Origin of the sequence: Corynebacterium stationis, from assembly GCF_001941345.1 — a bacterium.
In the GTDB taxonomy this organism is placed as follows: Bacteria; Actinomycetota; Actinomycetes; order Mycobacteriales; family Mycobacteriaceae; genus Corynebacterium; species Corynebacterium stationis.
The window spans coordinates 1608590-1627098 of the sequence record NZ_CP009251.1 but is presented as its reverse complement, the minus strand read 5'-3'; the positions used below and the strand labels follow the sequence as shown (position 1 = coordinate 1627098).

Here is an 18509-nt window from a genome sequence, read left to right as displayed (position 1 = left end):
AAACTGCAGTAGTGGTGAGATACTTACTGCCAGTAGTGGAAAAATAAGGCGGGGAAAGTTGCGTGTGGCAAAAGTACCGAAGGCAGTCGCAGCGCTTGTAGCTATGGGCTTGGCGCTGAGTTTGTCGTCGTGTTTCCGTCAAAGCGAGCCAGTGGTAACCCCGCAGCTTTTTGATCTGGATGAAGCCCAGATCAACTTAGAGCAGGCTGCGACCGAAAACCGCAGCCAGTTAGTGCGCGAAGAATTCCGCGATAAAGTCCAGGTGCTCCCAGACCCCTGGGGACTGCAATCAGCGGAGTTGTTTTTCCAGGCTTCTGGTTCAAATTCGATCATCATCGCGGAGAATACGGATTCTTCGCAGTTGCGGGCGGCATCGATAGCCGTGGCGCAACGCGTACCCATGGTCACCTACGATGACTCCATGCGCAGTGAACTAATCGCGCAAATAGATGCATTGGGCATTACCCGCATTTTATTGGTCGGCGACCTGCCGTTTGCGTCCACGCACGGGGACCTAGAGATTTTGCATGACCCGGGTACTACCCAAGCATTGGGGGAGATGACGGCATTTCAATTCACCAGCCAAGTCGTCGATAGCCCAGAGGGGATGGTCAAAGCCGTAGCCGATGTAGAGTCAGCTGACTTCACGGAATTAAAGGCCGCATGGGAGCCCTTATACCGCGAAGAGCGGTGGGAGACAGAACCGATTCCCGCGCAGTCACGCAGGGATTCTGGCATGTCACCAGTGATTATTGTGACCCCGGAATCGTCGGTGGCATCGGTAGCTAATGTCAAAGCCTGGGGCGGGGAAGTGTGGGTTATGCCCACCGGCGATCCGCGCGATTCCAAGCATCAAATGGCTTTGGTGTCTGGTTTAGAAGATGGTCCGCTAGTCGCGCTCGGCCCCCAGTTTGGGGATACCAACCTGTTAACCGATAGGATTAGGCACGGTTGGAATTCTTCGACGCACGCAAACTCATAAAATCACCTCAAGTAATCTTCGAGGAGATTTAAAAGCATGAGCGCGCCGCCCAATTCCCGCTGCTTGGTCACTTTTGGTGACTTGACTTGATGAACCGCCACTGATCACGAGCCACTGATCACTCCAATTTCCATAAGGATCGAAGAACATGTCGAAGCCGGTCGTTTTAATTGCCGACAAACTTGCCCCATCCACCGTTGAAGCTTTGGGGGAGGAAGTTGAGGTCCGCTGGGTTGATGGACCAAACCGCGATGAACTTTTGGGGGCAGTAGGCGAAGCTGATGCTCTCCTGGTTCGTTCTGCAACCACTGTTGATGAGGAAGTCCTCGAAGCTGCGAACAACCTCAAGATTGTAGGCCGCGCAGGCGTTGGCCTCGATAACGTTGACGTTCCCGCAGCTACTGCTCGCGGCGTGATGGTTGTCAACGCACCAACCTCCAATATTCACTCTGCGTGTGAGCACGCTATTTCTTTGCTGCTGTCTACCGCACGTCAAATTCCGCAGGCAGATGCGACCTTGCGTGATGCAGAATGGAAGCGTTCTTCTTTCAAGGGCGTGGAAATCTTCGGCAAGACCGTCGGCATCGTCGGCTTTGGCCACATTGGTCAGCTGTTCGCGCAACGCTTGGCAGCGTTTGAAACAGAAATCATCGCTTATGATCCATATGCCAATCCCGCGCGTGCGGCGTCCTTGGGCGTGGAGCTGGTTGAGCTTGAAGAGCTGATGAGCCGCTCGGACTTTGTCACCATTCACCTGCCTAAAACCCCAGAGACCGCTGGCATGTTCTCCTCTGAGCTTTTGGGCAAGGCGAAGAAGGGCCAGATCATCATCAACGCGGCTCGCGGCGGGCTTGTCGATGAACAGGCGTTGGCCGATTCGATTAAGGCCGGCCACCACTGGGGCGCAGGCTTTGACGTCTACGCCACTGAGCCTTGCACCGATTCGCCACTATTTGGCCTGCCACAGGTCGTTGTGACCCCACACCTGGGTGCATCGACTGTTGAGGCACAAGACCGCGCTGGTACCGACGTTGCTGAGTCCGTGCTTAAGGCACTGGCTGGCGAGTTCGTTCCAGACGCAGTCAACGTCTCCGGCGGCCGCGTGGGCGAAGAAGTGGCAGGTTGGCTCGACCTGGCGCGCAAGCTGGGTCTGGCATCCGGCAAGCTGCTGCGCTCTGCACCAGTGGCCATCGAGGTCACCGCGTGTGGTCAGCTGTCCACCGAAGACGTTGAGGTCCTTGGCCTGTCTGCAGTGCGTGGCTTGTTCTCCGGTGTTACCAGCGAGGTTGTTACCTTCGTTAACGCTATGTCCATTGCTGAATCCCGCGGCGTGACCGTCAAGGTCTCCACCAAGGATGAGGCAAAGGGCCACAACTCCACGGTGCGCGTGAAGGTCATTTCCGCAGAGGGCAACACCTCTGTTCTGGAAGGTGCACTTACCGGCATCGATGGTGTGGAAAAGATTGTGCGCATCGACGGCCGCGGCGTGGATATGCGCGCGACCGGCCGCAACATCTTCTTCTCCTACAGTGACCGCCCAGGCGCTTTGGGTGTTGTCGGCTCTGTGTTGGGCAACGCTGGCATCAACATCCAGGCAGCAGCTTTGACCCAGGGCAAGCAGGACGATGCCGCCGTGCTTATCCTGCGCGTTGAGCGCGAGGTCCCAGAAGAGCTCATCTCTGAGATTCAGGACCAGCTGGAGGCTCAGTCCTTGCAGGTCAACTTCGACGCTTAAATAGCGCACAAAGAGACGCCATCATCGCTTGTCGATGCATGGCGTCTTTTCCTTTGTATCGGTGCCCTAACTGGGCTTAACCTTGGTTCGACTTTCTGGGCTCGCGCCACTTGATGACGCCGAGGCAGATGCCATTGGTGACGAGCAGCAAAAGGTTAATACCGATATAGGAGAGGAACACTCCGACGGCTTCTTGGGTGCTCACGCCAAATGATGCCGCGTGCGCATAGGCGGTAGTAAACCCGGCAGTAGTTATTACCGTGGCGCAGCTTAAGACATTGCGGTGTCGTGAGTACTTAATAAGAATCAGCGCGCTGAGAATAACCACCGTCGCGCCACAGCCGATAACTTGCCACGCTGGAAATTGCGTCGGCGCACCGCGCTGAAAGTAGTGGGGGATGGGCGAGTCGCTATTCCACGACAGCCACAACCCGGCGGATAAGATGCCACTGATAAAAGCCATGGCCATGCCGATAAGCGGGAAGGGTTTCTTTGCCCGTTGACTTTTAATATTCCACGCGCCAATCATCAGCGGAATCAAAATAACGACGCTGGGAACAATCGCGAAGATGAACGCGCCCCATAAAGGTTAAAAGATTTAGGGCGGGGTAGTGCTAGCAACAATCGCGTTCTTGAACTAAGGTAGAAATATCCACCCTATGAGAAAGGCGTACCACACAATGAAACTCGCGGTTATTGGCGGAGACGGCATCGGCCCAGAGGTCACAGCAGAAGCAGTTAAGGTTCTGCGCGCTGTGCGTGATGATATTGAGACTACTGATTTCGATCTGGGCGCTGCGCGCTACCTCAACAACGGTGAGTTGCTGACCGACGAAGACCTGAAGTCTTTGCGTGAACACGACGCTATTTTGTTGGGTGCTGTTGGCGCGCCAGGGCAGGTGCCTCCAGGAATCTTGGAGCGCGGCCTGTTACTGAAGCTGCGCTTTGCTCTCGACCACCACGTTAACCTGCGCCCATCGAAGCTGTACCCAACCGCGGTATCGCCTTTGGCTAATCCTGGTGAGATTGACTTCGTCGTGGTCCGCGAAGGCACCGAGGGCCTGTACGCCGGCAACGGCGGCACCCTGCGCCAGGGCACTGAGCATGAGGTGGCCTCTGAGGTTTCGCAAAACACCCGTTACGGTGTTGAGCGCGTTGTGCGTGATGCTTTCAACCGCGCGCAGAACCGCCGTAAGAAGCTGACCTTGGTACACAAGACCAACGTGTTGGTCAACGCTGGTGACTTGTGGCAGCGCACCGTTGATGAGGTCGCACCGGAATTCCCAGACGTCGAAGTCGACTACAACCACATCGACGCTGCAACCATTTACATGGTTACTGATCCTTCACGTTATGACGTCATTGTCACTGACAACCTCTTCGGCGACATTCTGACCGACTTGGCAGGTGCAGTAGCAGGCGGCATCGGCTTGGCGTCTTCGGGCAATATTGACTCCACCGGTACTAACCCTTCGATGTTTGAGCCCGTACACGGCTCCGCACCAGATATCGCTGGCCAGGGTATTGCGGATCCAACCGCAGCTATCTTGTCCGCTGCGATGTTGCTGCGCCACTTAGGTGATGAAGACAATGCCCAGCGCATTGAGAAGGCTGTCGCTGATGATGTCTCATCCCGTGGTGAGGAGCAGGTCAACACCGTTGAGGTTGGCGACCGCATCGCCCAGGCATTGTCTTAATCTCCTAGCTAGCACTAGTTCAAGGACGATAAGTCCGCGAACTCCCCGTGAGAGCGTCTAAGGTGATGCTCACACGGGGAATTTTTGCATGTCGGAGGTATAAAAATGTCACTTGAAGTCATTGAACTTTTAGGTCTGGTGGTTTCAGCGATTGCAATGTTGTACACGTTGTTGTCGCGTTTTTCGGTGGCAGAGGAATTAGAGCGTGCTGAGGCATTACGCGAGGCAGCACAGCTTTTCGATGAACTCGAGCGCGCCGAGCACGACTTCCACGACGATAAGGGCGTTGTCTACAGCACTGATGCGTTGGTTGGGTATAAGAAGAGCCTGCGCACTTTGCACTTTCACACCACAGTCGGCGTTGGCGAATTATTCCTGATGGCACTTGTCAGCTTCCTTTTGGCGCTGGGAATTTATGCTCTGTCCGTCACCATGGAAACCGGCGTTGCCGAAGTGCTTTGGTATGCGCTGGCGCTTTTCGCGCTGGTTGGGGTGCCGGCCGCGTGGATTTTTACGCGCCGCTATTTAATCGATAGGCAATCACGCCATATCTCCGATGAAGAAAAAGCCCGCTTGCTCAAAGAGCCAGGCCAATAGTTTCTGTCGAAACTCATGGCAGGCATCAGGATGTCAAAGGGGGTATAGCGCGGTTAATCCTTACCCCTAGCTATGTCGTGTTGCCCATGTTGATGGTCCACACGGCTAACATTGGTAACTGATGAACACTAATTTAGCTTCCCATTCCCTCAACGCTACTGAGCAGCCACATGGTCGCAAACTGCGCCGCTATGGCCGCATGGCGGTGGCTTCTGTATCCGCTGCCTTGATGGTGGCGTCTTGTAGCGTCTTTACCTCCGGCGAGAACAACGATGGCACGAGCAATAGCGCGTCCTCGGAAGATAGCTCTAAGGCGCCTAGCTTCGCCGTGGATGCGCCGACTTCCTTATCGGATGCGGACCCGTCCGGGTTTAATGCCGCGCAATATTTCTTCCCAGCCGAGGCTGGCGATAATGATCCCACTAGCAAGCAGTTAGTGGTCGCTGGTCCTGAGGAAACTGACCAATATGCCGCAGCGCAGGCAGCGGTTGAGTCAGGCGCGCCCATGCTGATTATCGGCGACGGCGAAGCCGGCGAAAAGGCCAAAGCACAGATCCTGGAACTAGCGCCCGAAGAGATCGTGCAGTACGGCATCGACTTAAACGATGACCCGGCGCTCGCCGAATCTGATGCAAAGATTAGCAAGCCAGAGGAGAGTGAGGAGACTGCAACCCTAAGCTCCTTAGAGGACCTAGCAGCGCAGGAAAGCCCTAATGACGGCAATGACGCTGCACCGCAGGTACTCGTGGCATCAGGCACGAATGTCGCACAGGTAGCCTCAGCACGCGCGGCAGGCGCACCAGTGCAGGTTCTAGCCGCTGCTGACCCACGTGCGACCTCAGATTCCATGGCTGCTGTAGCTGAGGGCAACGCCGTCGCATTAGGCGAAGGCTTTGGCAACCAGGAAGAATTCGATGCCCAGGTGAAACTCGCTGCCAATGGTGAACTGCCTGGTGGCGGTGGACTCGTATTCCCAGGCCGACGCATGGTGGCGCTCTACGGTCATCCTTCAGGTCCTGCCTTAGGTGTCATGGGCGAGCAACCCCCAGCAGAAGCTGCGGCACTCGCGCAGGAATACGCCGATAGGTACAAGGACTTAACGCAGTGGCCAGTTATCCCGGCTTTTGAAATCATCGCGACGGTGGCATCGGATTCGCCTGGCGATGACGGCGATTACAGCAATGAATCCCAACCGGATGAGTTGCGCCCTTATGTTGATGCGATTACCGAGGCCGGTGGCTACGCCTTCTTGGACCTTCAGCCAGGCCGTGCACGCCTGATTGATCAGGCCAAGATGTATGAGGACCTGCTCAAACAACCTAACGTCGGTTTAGCACTGGATCCAGAGTGGAAGATTGGCCCTGATGAAGTGCCAATGACCAATGTGGGCCACGTGGAAGCCGAAGAGGTCAATGAGGTCTCCGAATGGCTTGCTCAGCTCGTGCAAGATAATGACCTGCCGCAAAAGGGACTGATTCTGCACCAATTCCAGCTGCAGATGCTGCGCGATAGGGACCAGATTCGCACTGACTACCCAGAGCTGTCGTTTATCCTGCACGCAGATGGACACGGTGATGCCGGGCAGAAGTTCGATACCTGGAATGCAATGCGTCAGGACCTAAGCTCTGATTACTTCATGGCGTGGAAGAATTTCATCGACGAAGACACCCCAATGTTTGACCCCACGCAAACTTATGATGTCGATCCACGCCCATGGTTCGTTTCTTATCAGTAACCTAAGGCGCATGAGCGTCGAATTAGAAGAGGTTACAGGTTTCCTCGCGTCCATCGAGCCCTTCCGGCACCTTCCGGAAGCAGAGCTCGAAGCACTAGCGCCCACACTAACGGTGCGCTACGTCCGACGTGGGGAAATTGTTTTGGACTTTGAAGAGTCCAATAATTTCTTGCGCATCATCCGCTCCGGCGCGATAGATATCTTAGGCCCCGATAATGTGCTGCTGGACCGCCGCGACCCAGGACTAACGTTTGGCTATTCCACCTTGGTGGGTACGAATTCCTCGCGCTATCGCATGGAGGCGGTCGAAGATAGTTTGGTGTATGAAATGCCACGCGAGGTTTTCATCCAGCTATCTAAGCGTAACCCCGATATCGCGCGCTTTTACTCCTCCCAGTCACGCCGTATCCGTGCCGCGGCAGAAGAAATTGCCAATGCAGGTGCCAACACCAATGTGCTGCGCACGCATATCTATGACGTCAAAATTTCCAAGGCGCTGTCGTGCCCGCCGGACCTCAGCATCCGCGAAGCCGCCCAGCGCATGGATGAGCACAGCGTCTCCTCACTGCTGGTGATTGAAAACGAAGCACTGCTTGGCATTATCACTGACCGCGATATGCGCGGGCGCGTCGTCGCCGAAGGAGTAGATACCTCCCGACCGGTCACAGAAGTGATGACCACCAACCTGTTAACGCTCGGCTCAGAGGCACTTGCCATGGAAGCTTTGATGCTCATGTCCGAGCGCAAGATTCACCACTTGCCGGTGGTGGATGATGGCCGGGTAACAGGCATTGTCACGCAGAACGATATCGCACGCCTGTTGCACAATGACCCAGTCTTCCTCGCAGCGGATATCTCACGCAAGAACTCCATCGATGAGCTTGCCGATGCCTTTACGCGTACCACCAAGGTAGTTGCTCAACTAATTGAAAGCGGGGCAGCACCAGAAGAAACCGCCGGCATGATCACTATCGCTGCCGATGGCGTAGCCCGCAGGCTTTTTACCTTAGGGATAGAGAAATATGGCAAGCCCCCGGTGGACTTTGCTTTTGTTGCCGTGGGCTCCCAGGGCCGCAGGGAGATGGTCTTAGCTTCAGACCAGGACAATGCACTTGTGCTTAGCGATGATTTCGACCACGCCATCCACAACGACTACTTCCAAAAGCTCACCGAGTTTGTGTGCCTGGGACTTGATCGTGCCGGGCAGGTGCTGTGCCCCGGTGACATGATGGCCATGAACCCGCAGTGGCGTATGACCGTGACCGAGTGGGAGCGCACCTTTGCCAATTGGACCGGGGCACCAGAACCTGATGCTTTGCTCAACGCGCAGATATTCTTTGACTTCCGCGTTATCGCCGGCAGTCAAGAACTAGGCAACGAAGTCCATCAATCCGCCGTCGCGCACGGCAAAAACGCCCTGCGGATGCACGCGCACCTGGCATCACTAGCCGCGCGCCGAGAACCACCTTTGACCTTCTTTAAGGGCCTGGTGGTCGAGCGTAGCGGGCAGTACGCCAATACCTTAAACATAAAGAAAGGCGGCACAGCCGCTATCGTGCAGATGGCGCGGCTGTATTCACTCTCTGCAGGACACAGCATCGTAGAAACCCGCGAGCGCCTGCGCCAATCCGCGGGCAAGACTGTCAGCCGTGCCGGCAGCGAAGACCTCCTCGATGCCTTCGACTACCTACGTTCTATCACCTTGAAGTATCAAGCCTCGCAGATTCGCTCTGGCCAGCAACCGAACTATCATATCGACCCCAAACAACTTTCCGGCATGGAGCGCGAGAACCTTCGTGATGCTTTCTCCATTATTAAGAGCATGCAAAATGCTTTGGCCACCAAGTATCCTGTCCGGAATATTTTGTAGGGGAGAGATGACAGCATGGCCTTATTTGATTTTCTCTCTCCGCGGCGCGTGTTCGAGATTGAAGCACCAGAACCGAATACTCCCATCGAGGAGGTGGAGTTTCTCGCCGTCGATATGGAAACTACCGGTTTAAAGCCCAAGCAGCATGAAATTGTTTCCATTGGCTGGGTGCCGGTCATCAATAACCGCGTGCAGCTCAAAGATGCGCACTATGTGCTGATTAAAGGCGTGGATGTTGGCGACTCCGCAATCATTCACCACTTACGCGATAGCGATTTGGAACAAGGCTGTGAGCTAGAAGAAGCAATAGAAATGCTCACCGCGGCCCTGCACGGCAAGGCATTGCTTGCACACTTCGCACCGATTGAAACCGCCTTTTATTCACACGCGTGTAAAAAGCTCTGGGGCAAAGAACCACAACTGCAAGTAGTAGACACTTTCGCGCTAGAGCGCCGCCACATGGAACGCATGAGTACCTTTCCACGTGGGGAAGACCTCCGGCTGAGCCGAGTGCGCGCGCGGTACGGGCTGCCGAATTACCGCAATCATAATGCGCTAACCGATGCCATCGCGTGCGCCGAACTCTACCTCGCCATGGCCGCGCATCGTCCGCCGCAGAAGCTGAAGGATATGCAGAAAAATCTGCAAATCCAGCGTTGTTAAAAATTAGCAACACCGGGCGAATATGAGCCTTAACCGGCCTGTAAACTAGTTAGCCTTATCCTTTGCAAGTGTGCAAAGATACTGTTTAGTAGCATTGACATATGCGTTTAGGACGAATTGCACACCCCGACGGAATCTGCTTTGCCATCATTGAAGGCGACAGCGACGACCCACAAAGCGATAAGCTTGTAGCGAAAGAAATCGCTGGCACCCCATACACCACTCCAGAGCCAACCGGCCGTGAGTGGAAGCTCAACGAGGTTCGACTGCTTGCCCCAACCCTGCCGACCAAGGTTGTGGCACTGGGCCGTAACTATGCTGACCACGTTGCTGAGGTCTTTAAAGAATCAGCAGAATCTTTGCCACCAACCATCTTTATCAAGCCATCCACGGCCGTTATCGGCCCTGAGGCTCCCATCAAGATCCCGGATTTTGCCACCAAGGTTGAATTCGAGGGCGAGCTGGCTGTAGTTATCTCCAAGGTCTCCAAGAACATCGACCCTGAAAACTGGCAAGACCACGTACTAGGTTTTACCATCTGCAACGATGTTTCCTCCCGTGACCTGCAGTTCCAGGATGGTCAGTGGGCACGCGCGAAGGGCATTGATACTTTCTGCCCAATCGGCCCATGGATCCAGACCGACTTGAATGCCTTGGACCTCGATGATCACAAGATCAACGCTTACCTGACCCACGAGGGCAAGCGTGAGCAAAAGCAGGACTCCAACACGAATCAGATGATTGTGAAGATGGGTGGCATCCTCGCTGAGATCTCCCAGTCCATGACTCTGCTGCCAGGCGACGTCATTACCACCGGCTCCCCAGCAGGCACCGCACCAATGTACGACGGTGACCGCATCGAGGTGGAAATCCCGAAGGTCGGCATCCTTGCCAACCCAATCGAGAACGCTTAAGTCCCACCCCTAACAAATAGTGCTCCCACCAGTTGGCCTGAGAAATCAGATACCAATTGTCGTGGGAGCAGTTCTATTTGTTGCGAGGGCTAGAAAACTTAGAAGTTCTGGATACCCATCGCGCGGACGATGGTCTGCAGCTTCGCGGTGGTCTCGGCGAGCTCCGCCTCGGGGTCGGAGTCTTCGACGATGCCACCGCCGGCCCAGGCCCGCGCAGTAAGGCCGTCACCGGCTACTTCGGCGCAGCGGATGGCAACCATGTATTCGCCGTCGCCGGATGCGTCACACCAGCCCACGGCGCCGGAGTAAAAACCGCGGTCTGTTTCGGCAGTGAAAATAAGGGACTTCGCGGCAGCCGTCGGGGTGCCGCAAATAGCTGGGGTGGGGTGACAGCGCACGGCAAGTTCCAGCGCGGTGGTGGGCTTTTTCAAGGTGCCGGAAATGGGCGTGCCCAGGTGCCACATCTCATTGGTGTGGACCAGCTGCGGGGTATTGGGTGCGTAAAAGGTATCGCACATCGGCGCCAGAATCTCAGTGAGGTGTTCGACGACAAAGGCGTGCTCGCGCAGGTCTTTATCAGAAGTCAGAAGGCGCTCACCGGCGAGGCGGTCTTCTTCGGGGTCGGCGCTACGTGCAGCCGAGCCAGCCAGGGGGTAGGCGGAGACCACGTTACCCCGCTTTTTCACCAGCACCTCAGGGGAAGCGCCCACCAACATAGTGCCGTCATAGCCGGCAGGGGTCAGATCCGCGGCAAAGCCATCGCGGTGATTCGATAAATTGATCAAGCGCGCTGCCACGAGCATCGGGTCAACCGGGCCGTTGAATTCAATATCGACAGCGCGGGCTAGAACGACCTTTTCCAAACGGGACGCGTTAATAGTGGCAACGGCAGCTTCCACGCGGCGAAGATGCTCGTGCATGTCTGGATCGACACCAGAGATTTCTGAGGTCAGATTCTGCTGCCGGAAATACGCTGGGGGTTCGAGTGCCGCAGGTTCACGAACAATCGTCTTCGGAACCGTCAAAGCAGAGGGTTTATCCAGGTCGAAAGGCAGTGCGCCGACGACCATTTCTACGCGCTGTGCCTCAATATCGTCGATGGCTTTATCGACGTCCGTGTAGGTTTGCACCGAGCCCTGGGTACGCACAGAACCTGTTGTTCTAGACAACAGGAAATCAGGCGCGGTAGAAGGGCGTTGGGCACACATAACCAACCACAATACTTCGTGGGTTATTAACTAATAAAATTAAGTCCCTTTAACTTGGAGCTATCTCCACGTTGACGTCCCTTAACGGGAATCAAAAATCACCAATCAAAGCCATTGCCTTTGTGGAGTCGTCCGGACTGGTTGGTCTAACATTGTCGGTATGACTCAAGAAGTACGCGTACGCTTTTGCCCGTCGCCCACCGGTACTCCGCACGTTGGTATGGTGCGAACTGCCTTGTTTAACTGGGCTTATGCCCGCCACACTGGTGGCAAGCTCGTCTTTCGCATCGAAGATACTGATGCAGCTCGTGACTCAGAGGAGTCCTATCAAGCAATCTTAGATTCTTTGACCTGGCTCGGTCTGGGCTGGGATGAAGGTGTTGATGTCGGCGGTCCACATGAGCCGTACCGTCAGTCACAGCGGATGGACATCTATGCGGATATCCTGGCAAAACTCAAAGAGGCAGGTCTGGTCTACCCGGCATACTCGACTGCCGAAGAGGTAGAAGAGCGACACAAGGCAGCTGGCCGCGATCCAAAGCTCGGTTATGACAACTATGACCGCGAACTTTCCGACGAGCAGATTGCAGCTTTCGAAGCCGAAGGCCGCCAGCCAGTCTGGCGCCTGCGCATGCCAGAACAGGATTGGTCCTGGAACGACCTCGTACGTGGTGAGATGACATTCAAGTCGGAAACTCAGCCGGACTACGTCGTGGCGCGTTCCAATGGTGCACCGCTGTACACCCTTGTTAACCCAGTCGATGACGCTCTCATGCAGATCACCCACGTCCTGCGCGGTGAGGACCTACTGTCATCCACCCCACGTCAGCTAGCCATGTACGAAGCGCTCAAGCAGATTGGCGTCACCGACTTCACCCCAGAATTTGGCCACCTGCCATTCGTAATGGGGGAGGGCAATAAGAAGCTGTCGAAGCGTGACCCACAGTCGAACCTGTTCAACCACCGCGATAGCGGCATCATCCCAGAGGGCATGCTCAACTACCTCTCGCTATTGGGCTGGTCGCTATCTGCAGATGAAGATATCTTCTCTATTGATGACTTGGTTGCCAATTTTGATATCAAGGATGTCTTGGGCAACCCAGCGCGCTTTGACCAGAAGAAGCTCGAGGCTATCAACGCTGACCAGATTCGTCTGCTCGACCCCGAAGAGTTCGCTTTCCGTCTGCGCAACTATTTGAGCGAGTACACCGACTTTCCCGCAGACTACGACGGGGAGAAGTTCGCTATCGCAGCAGACTTGGTACAAACACGCATCAAGGTGCTTTCCGATGCCTACGATCTTCTCAAGTTCCTCGTCACCTCCGACGAAGAACTGACCCTAGATGAAAAGTCCGCGAAGAAGAACCTGAAAGAAGACGCAGTTGAGCCACTAGAGGCCGGTATTACCGCTCTAGAGGCAGTAAAGGAGTGGAACACTCCTAACATCGAAGCGGCTCTTACTAAGGCTCTTATCGAGGATTTGGAGCTGAAGCCACGCAAGGCCTACGGCGCCCTCCGTGTCGCTATCTCTGGCGCGGCAATTTCCCCACCACTGTTTGAATCCATGGACCTTCTGGGCAAGGAATCCACCCTGGCACGTCTTAATGCCGCTCGCGCGGTCACGCCTTTTCAGGCAGCAGAGCAGCCAGCGCAATAAAAGCCCAAAGCCGAACTTCTAAGGCTTGGAAATGAACCCCAGTACGAAGCTAATTACAGCCATGAAATTGCCTTTGTGCTGGGGATTTGGCTTAGGTCAGTATAGTGGATATAGTTATTAACCGTTGCACAGAGCGGTGAACGCCGGTTCTGAAAAGCAATGATGGCCTATGGTGTAATTGGCAACACAGCGGTTTCTGGTACCGTCGTTCTAGGTTCGAGTCCTGGTAGGCCAGCAGTGATTACTGCTAAGAAATTAGTAATATCACGTCCTAATGCCCCGTTCGTCTAGCGGCCTAGGACGCCGCCCTCTCACGGCGGTAACACGGGTTCAAATCCCGTACGGGGTACAAATAAAAGTCTCGGAGTCACGTTAGTGGAAATCCGAGACTTTTAGTTTTTCTGCAGCAATGGCAGGGCCCTTCGAATTCTCTTCGGTTTCGAGGGGCCATGATTATTTATGGAGACTCTCTGACGATTCCTTTGCGCAGAATAATATTGCCGTATTGCGCAGTCTCACCTGTGATAACAGTGATGAAAGAATGTCTCGCATATTCATAGAATTCAAAGCGCTCGAAGTGATGGGGAAGACCCCGGTCGTGTTCATCAATGATAGCGCGGTAAGTTTGCCAGATGGTTGGCTGCTCATCCCCACCGACAGGTTTCATGAGGGCGTATTGCCACTCGTGATAGTGATCCAAAGGCAGTAGTCGCAGGATTCCGTCAAGCAACTCCGGAATTTTTATTCCGTCCATTCTTAGGACCGTGTCTGCGGATCCCATGCGTGGGTAGTGGGCATCTGCGATGGTGATTTCATCGCCATGTCCCATGGAAGCTAATGCGTTAAGCAATGCCGGAGAGACAAGCGGTGAAATATTTTTAAGCATGTGATTCTTCCTTTGTCTCCACTTGGTTCTTGATGGCATAAAGGCCAAAAGCGCCAATGATTACGAAGCAGAGGATTACGAACGAGAAACCGATCTGAGGGTTGGTCGCATCCGTAATCGCGCCCTGAATCATAGGAGCAACTGCGCCGCCGACGATGGCCATGACCAATCCAGAAGAGGCAAACTTCGTGTCAGCGCCGACACCGCTTAGAGAGACTCCGTAAATGGTGGGGAAGAGTAGCGAAATGCAGCCAGAGAGTGCAGCAATGGCCACAGCACCGACCACGTTCTCCGACAGGACACCGATGAGTGTGAAAACAACTCCCAAAGCACACATAAATATCAACAGCTTGCGGCCGTCGTACTTTCCCATCAACCAGACCATGACAAAACGCATGACGAGAAAGAAGATAAGCGATAGCTGAAGCCACCATCCGGCCGTTTCGTGTGAAGCTCCGAGCGTGTGCTGGACGTAGAACGGAATGAATGTCCAGATACAGGTTTGTGCTGCAATGTTGAAAAATTGTGCAATGACACCGAATCGGTAAGTTCGGTTGTTCCACAAGCGAAGGAATACACCTTTGGCAACCGTATTGGAGTCGGTTTCTTGCATGCGCTTATTCTTGGGGATTCTTACAAAGAAGATAGCGATTGCTAGACCCGCGTACAATACACCCAAGATGATGTATGGAACCATGACTTTTTCGAGTTCAGAGGAGGTTTGAGCCAAGGCTTCTGCCTCTGAAAGGGATGCACGTTCAACCGCACTTCCGATGTGTGGAGCCACCAGAAGTGTTGCCATGAGAACACCGATGTTGGAACCAATAGGGTTAAATGCTTGCGCAAAGTTCAAGCGTCGCGTAGCGCTTTTCTCAGGCCCTAAGGACATTACGAACGGATTAGCGGAAGTTTCAACAATTGAAAGTCCACCTGCGAGAACGAAAAGTGCGAGCAGGAAGGTTCCGAAAGTCATAATTTCTGCCGCAGGGAAGAACAGAAATGCGCCGATGGCTGCTAGCGTCATGCCGATAACGACACCGCCCTTGAAGCCGAAGCGGGTGTTGAGCATGGCAGCTGGAATCGCGAGCAGGAAGTATGCGCCATAGTATGCAGACTGCACGAGCGCAGATTGGAATGCGCTCATGTCGAATACGGAACTAAAAACGTTGACCATGGGAGCGGTCAAGTCGGTAGAAATTCCCCACGCTGCAAAGCAGGTTACGATCAATGCAAAGGGCAATAGAAGTCCAGGGTAAACGAACCCTTCTTTAGACTTCCCGCCACCTTGTTCTGAAGATGTTTCGCTGGTTTGGATATTTGAAGTCATTGCTTTCCTTAAGGATTATGCTTCGGCTCTGACTGGATGCAGCCGAGAGTTAGGGTGCATAGAGATATTTCTCTGCGGTTTCGAGGGTCATTTCGCAGCTATTGCCGGGGGTTGTCGGAGGCATATAGTTACCGTTTTTGATAACGACTGGAGTGATGAAATGCTCGTGCTGGTTATCCACGTACTCGATGAATCGACCTTCGGTACTGCCGGAAATCGCCACGAAGTCGAACATGGCAAAGTGTTGAACGGCTTCACAAAGACCGACTCCGCCAGCGTGCGGGCATACCCGCTTGCCAAATTTATGCGCCAGTAAGTATTCAATAACAAGCTCTTGAGGCCCTGCTACGCGAGTTGCATCAACCTGCATGATTTCAAAGGCGTTTGCCTGTAGGAATTGTTTATAGAGGATACGGCTTTGCATTTGCTCGCCAGTGGCGATGGGAATTGGTGTTACAGCCTGTGCAATTCGAGCGTGCCCCAAGACGTCGTCTGGGCTTGTGGGCTCTTCCACCCAGGCCAGGTCGTAGTCTTTGAAGTGCCCAATCCATTCAATAGCCTGATCCACGTCCCACACTTGGTTAGCGTCTACCGCAAGTTTGACGTCGGGACCAATTGCCTCACGCGCAAGCTTGAGTCGACGGAGATCGTCGTTGATGTTTTGTCCGACCTTTAACTTGATTAGACCAAAGCCTTTTTCGGTAGATTCCGACTTTGCGAGGGATACCATTTTCTCGTCGCTGTAGCCCAGCCAACCTGCCGCGGTGGAATAGCCGGGGTAGCCATTGTCCAATAGCGACTGGATGCGTTCAGCTTTGCCAACTTGTCCCCGCTTAAGAATGTCAACGGCTTCCTCAGGGGTGAGGACATCGGTCAGGTAACGGAAGTCCAATGTTGCTACCAACTCTTCTGGAGTCATCTCCGCCAATAGCTGCCACAACGGTAGTCCTGCGCGCTTAGCCTTAAGATCCCACAGTGCCGAAAGCATGGCTCCGATTGCCATGTGCTCGACGCCTTTTTCTGGACCTAGCCATCGCAACTGTGAGTCGTGAACAAGCATGTCCCAGGCCATTTTCATGTCATCTAAGAGATGCTCTACTGTCTGACCCACGAACCGCTGCGACAGTGACTCAATGGCTTTGATGACCACATCATTTCCGCGGCCGATTGTGAACACGAATCCGATCCCTTTATGTCCATCGTTTGCGTCCGTCTCTACCTCCAAATATGCAGATGAGTAGTCAGGATCAGGGTTCATTGCGTCCGACCCGGACAGGGTTGCGGATGTGGGGAACCGCAGATCGTAGGTAGAGATTTTTGAAATCTTGCTCATTGAAGTCCTTTCATTTGAATCCGAACGGGATACCCGGCCGCGCCCAGAATCTGTTCCGTCTCTCGGAACTAAGTTCCTTATGCGCCTTGAGAAAGAATGTATCTCACATCACCATGTACCGCAAGGAGTTTCTTGAATTACTTCTTTCGTTGCTGTGCTTGCGTTGATGTGTGGCAACATAACTATGAAAGGCAGAAGGAAATGGAGTCCATATGAGTGGCGAACGTCAGTACACCGCATCGGACAAGACGCTAATTGTCCTGCAGGAAGCGATTAAATATGAACGGTTTTCGGAGATTGTTACCGCGACAGGTTTTGCGAAGGCTACGGTTCATAGAATTTTGAAATCCTTGGTGGACTTCGGGTTTATTTCCATATCGGAAAACGGGGACTATTTCGCGGGGCCTGCTTCTTTGCAGCTTGCGGGTGAAGCATTTCGGAATATTGATATTTCGCAGATTGCAGCCCCGCACTTAAGTAAGCTGTCTTCCACTCTTGGGTATACGGCACACGTAGGGGCATTGAATCAATTCGAAGCAATCTATATTGCTAAGCAAAGTGGTGCTACTCCGTACAGCATTCCCTCCGGGGTAGGGCAAAGTATGCATCTGCACTCCACTGCGATTGGCAAGTGTCTGCTTTCAGGATTCACTTCGGAAGAGCTCTCCGGATATTTTTCATCAGTGGAGTTGGTGGCGAAGACACCCAATACGATTGTGGATCCGGATGCCCTGCGTAGGGAGCTGGATGAGGTTCGCAGTCGCGGTTACAGCCTTGATGATGAAGAAAATGTACCCGGGATTAGGTGTATCGGCGCGCCAATATTCGATCATTCGGGACGCATTTCCCATGGCATTTCAATGACGTCGCTGGCTTTGGAGAATTCGGTCGAAGAGGTGTGTCAGTTTGCGCCCGTCATTGTGGAAGCCGCCCAGGCGATATCGACAGACTTAGGGGCTCCCAGCGTATCCCGGAGGGGGTAGGGCCCATGAACGCCTAGTGAGTTATCTCACTTTTGCACGTAAATGAATTGCAAATCTTGTGGCCTCGGTTACTCTCGTGAATATGGAACAGGGTTTCATTCGATAGAACTGGAGGGCTCAAGTGGACTTAAAGTTAAAAGACCGCGTAATTCTGATTACAGGCGGGATTAAGGGAATCGGGAAAGGGATTGTGCTTTCGGTGGCTGCCGAAGGGGCAATTCCGATAATTCTTGACCGAAATCCAATGCCTATGGACTTCCGTGCAGAGCTGGATGAACTTGAAGCAAAGCATGAAGTTATTCAAATCGATTTGAACGACACTGAGGAGATCGCTTCGATAGCCGATGGGGTGTACCAAAGGTATGGGCGCATTGACGGGGTGGTTAATAATGCCGGTGCCAATGACAATCAGTCACTTGAAAACACCACCTGGCAGGAATTTGAAAAATCTCTGCATGGAAATCTGACTCACTACTTCGAGTTGGTGCATGCATCGGTACGCTACCTCAAAGAAACTCAAGGGGCAGTTGTCAATGTTGGCTCCAAGACGGCCTTGACGGGGCAGGGAAAGACTTCATCTTATGCTGCTGCCAAAGGCGCAGTGCTGGGGCTAACGCGTGAGTGGGCTGCCGCTCTTGCATCCGATGGCGTGCGCGTTAATGCCATCGTGGTTGCTGAAGCTTGGACGCCGCTCTACCAAAAGTGGATAGAGACTTTCGGTAGCGAGGCGGAGCAACAGTCTCGCCTAGATGCGATTACGCAAAATATTCCGCTCGGCAAACGGATGACTTCTGTCGAAGAAATCGGCGACACCGCAGCTTTCTTGCTTTCGAGCCGTTCATCTCACACCACAGGCCAGTGGATTCATGTTGATGGCGGATATGTCCACCTCGACCGGGCACTGACTTTAGAGTGAGGTGAT

16 protein-coding genes and 2 tRNA genes are annotated in these 18509 nt (G+C 53.9%); 13 read left to right on the top strand and 5 right to left on the bottom strand.

The features are described from left to right. Positions 1-64 precede the first annotated feature (64 nt). A complete protein-coding gene (locus CSTAT_RS07575) occupies positions 65-982 on the top strand; it encodes a hypothetical protein (RefSeq protein WP_083640761.1) in 918 nt (305 codons plus the stop codon). A 148-nt stretch (positions 983-1130) separates the two neighbouring features. Beyond that, entirely contained in the window at positions 1131-2717 is a 1587-nt protein-coding gene (gene serA, locus CSTAT_RS07570; protein WP_075722994.1) for a phosphoglycerate dehydrogenase, read from the top strand. Positions 2718-2793: 76 nt separating this feature from the next. Here serA and CSTAT_RS07565 read toward each other — a convergent pair whose 3' ends face one another. Then, entirely contained in the window at positions 2794-3258 is a 465-nt protein-coding gene (locus CSTAT_RS07565; protein WP_156845103.1) for a hypothetical protein, read from the bottom strand. A 139-nt stretch (positions 3259-3397) separates the two neighbouring features. On the opposite strand from CSTAT_RS07565, the gene CSTAT_RS07560 reads away from it, so the two are divergent. The 6 genes from CSTAT_RS07560 to CSTAT_RS07535 all read left to right on the top strand — a co-directional run bounded on the left by CSTAT_RS07560 (position 3398) and on the right by CSTAT_RS07535 (position 10193). Next, positions 3398-4414 (top strand): 3-isopropylmalate dehydrogenase, encoded by a 1017-nt coding sequence (locus CSTAT_RS07560; RefSeq protein WP_075722992.1) that lies wholly within the window; start codon positions 3398-3400, stop codon positions 4412-4414. A gap of 105 nt (positions 4415-4519) precedes the next feature. Beyond that, on the top strand, positions 4520-5011 hold the full coding sequence (locus CSTAT_RS07555; protein ID WP_075722991.1) for a hypothetical protein: 492 nt from the start codon (positions 4520-4522) through the stop codon (positions 5009-5011). A 121-nt stretch (positions 5012-5132) separates the two neighbouring features. Then, the gene (locus tag CSTAT_RS07550; RefSeq protein ID WP_244892803.1) at positions 5133-6746 is read left to right on the top strand and encodes a cell wall-binding repeat-containing protein; all 1614 of its coding nucleotides are present in this window, start codon (positions 5133-5135) and stop codon (positions 6744-6746) included. Positions 6747-6756: 10 nt separating this feature from the next. After that, a complete protein-coding gene (locus CSTAT_RS07545) occupies positions 6757-8616 on the top strand; it encodes a DUF294 nucleotidyltransferase-like domain-containing protein (RefSeq protein ID WP_075722990.1) in 1860 nt (619 codons plus the stop codon). A 15-nt stretch (positions 8617-8631) separates the two neighbouring features. Beyond that, entirely contained in the window at positions 8632-9279 is a 648-nt protein-coding gene (locus CSTAT_RS07540; protein WP_075722989.1) for an exonuclease domain-containing protein, read from the top strand. Positions 9280-9380: 101 nt separating this feature from the next. After that, on the top strand, positions 9381-10193 hold the full coding sequence (locus tag CSTAT_RS07535) for a fumarylacetoacetate hydrolase family protein (protein WP_066838171.1): 813 nt from the start codon (positions 9381-9383) through the stop codon (positions 10191-10193). 98 nt (positions 10194-10291) lie between these two features. Here the strand turns inward: CSTAT_RS07535 and CSTAT_RS07530 are convergent, their stop codons facing one another. Further along, positions 10292-11401 (bottom strand): isochorismate synthase, encoded by a 1110-nt coding sequence (locus CSTAT_RS07530; protein WP_075722988.1) that lies wholly within the window; start codon positions 11399-11401, stop codon positions 10292-10294. A 160-nt stretch (positions 11402-11561) separates the two neighbouring features. On the opposite strand from CSTAT_RS07530, the gene gltX reads away from it, so the two are divergent. From gltX to CSTAT_RS07515, 3 genes are all read left to right on the top strand, one after another. Continuing rightward, complete coding sequence (gene gltX / locus CSTAT_RS07525; protein WP_075722987.1) at positions 11562-13058, top strand: glutamate--tRNA ligase; 1497 nt, start codon at positions 11562-11564, stop codon at positions 13056-13058. A 163-nt stretch (positions 13059-13221) separates the two neighbouring features. After that, positions 13222-13293, top strand: a tRNA-Gln gene (locus tag CSTAT_RS07520). Positions 13294-13334: 41 nt separating this feature from the next. Beyond that, positions 13335-13407 (top strand) — tRNA-Glu (locus CSTAT_RS07515). A gap of 108 nt (positions 13408-13515) precedes the next feature. Here the strand turns inward: CSTAT_RS07515 and CSTAT_RS07510 are convergent. The 3 genes from CSTAT_RS07510 to CSTAT_RS07500 are packed head-to-tail and all read right to left on the bottom strand — an operon-like array spanning position 13516 to position 16604. Further along, positions 13516-13944: an RbsD/FucU family protein gene (locus tag CSTAT_RS07510; RefSeq protein WP_075722986.1), complete on the bottom strand. Its 429-nt coding sequence runs from the start codon at positions 13942-13944 to the stop codon at positions 13516-13518. Then, a complete protein-coding gene (gene fucP, locus CSTAT_RS07505) occupies positions 13937-15271 on the bottom strand; it encodes an L-fucose:H+ symporter permease (RefSeq protein WP_066794524.1) in 1335 nt (444 codons plus the stop codon). Before fucP ends, CSTAT_RS07510 begins: the two co-directional genes overlap by 8 nt. 49 nt (positions 15272-15320) lie before the next feature. Further along, positions 15321-16604 carry an enolase C-terminal domain-like protein gene (locus CSTAT_RS07500; protein ID WP_075722985.1) on the bottom strand — a complete coding sequence of 428 codons (1284 nt, stop codon included), beginning with the start codon at positions 16602-16604 and terminating at the stop codon, positions 15321-15323. Between the two features lie 212 nt (positions 16605-16816). Between CSTAT_RS07500 and CSTAT_RS07495 the strand changes: the two genes are divergently transcribed. Then, complete coding sequence (locus CSTAT_RS07495) at positions 16817-17587, top strand: IclR family transcriptional regulator (RefSeq protein ID WP_075722984.1); 771 nt, start codon at positions 16817-16819, stop codon at positions 17585-17587. A gap of 121 nt (positions 17588-17708) precedes the next feature. Beyond that, on the top strand, positions 17709-18503 hold the full coding sequence (locus tag CSTAT_RS07490) for an SDR family oxidoreductase (protein WP_075722983.1): 795 nt from the start codon (positions 17709-17711) through the stop codon (positions 18501-18503). The last annotated feature ends 6 nt before the right edge of the window (positions 18504-18509 follow it).

Coding starts and splice junctions, on each gene's coding strand:
- CSTAT_RS07530 (WP_075722988.1), bottom strand. CDS start 11,401: ATGTGTGCCCAACGCCCTTCTACCGCGCCTGATTTCCTGTTGTCTAGA.
- gltX (WP_075722987.1), top strand. CDS start 11,562: ATGACTCAAGAAGTACGCGTACGCTTTTGCCCGTCGCCCACCGGTACT.
- CSTAT_RS07550 (WP_244892803.1), top strand. CDS start 5,133: ATGAACACTAATTTAGCTTCCCATTCCCTCAACGCTACTGAGCAGCCA.
- CSTAT_RS07560 (WP_075722992.1), top strand. CDS start 3,398: ATGAAACTCGCGGTTATTGGCGGAGACGGCATCGGCCCAGAGGTCACA.
- CSTAT_RS07535 (WP_066838171.1), top strand. CDS start 9,381: ATGCGTTTAGGACGAATTGCACACCCCGACGGAATCTGCTTTGCCATC.
- serA (WP_075722994.1), top strand. CDS start 1,131: ATGTCGAAGCCGGTCGTTTTAATTGCCGACAAACTTGCCCCATCCACC.
- CSTAT_RS07495 (WP_075722984.1), top strand. CDS start 16,817: ATGAGTGGCGAACGTCAGTACACCGCATCGGACAAGACGCTAATTGTC.
- CSTAT_RS07500 (WP_075722985.1), bottom strand. CDS start 16,604: ATGAGCAAGATTTCAAAAATCTCTACCTACGATCTGCGGTTCCCCACA.
- CSTAT_RS07545 (WP_075722990.1), top strand. CDS start 6,757: ATGAGCGTCGAATTAGAAGAGGTTACAGGTTTCCTCGCGTCCATCGAG.
- CSTAT_RS07540 (WP_075722989.1), top strand. CDS start 8,632: ATGGCCTTATTTGATTTTCTCTCTCCGCGGCGCGTGTTCGAGATTGAA.
- CSTAT_RS07555 (WP_075722991.1), top strand. CDS start 4,520: ATGTCACTTGAAGTCATTGAACTTTTAGGTCTGGTGGTTTCAGCGATT.
- fucP (WP_066794524.1), bottom strand. CDS start 15,271: ATGACTTCAAATATCCAAACCAGCGAAACATCTTCAGAACAAGGTGGC.
- CSTAT_RS07510 (WP_075722986.1), bottom strand. CDS start 13,944: ATGCTTAAAAATATTTCACCGCTTGTCTCTCCGGCATTGCTTAACGCA.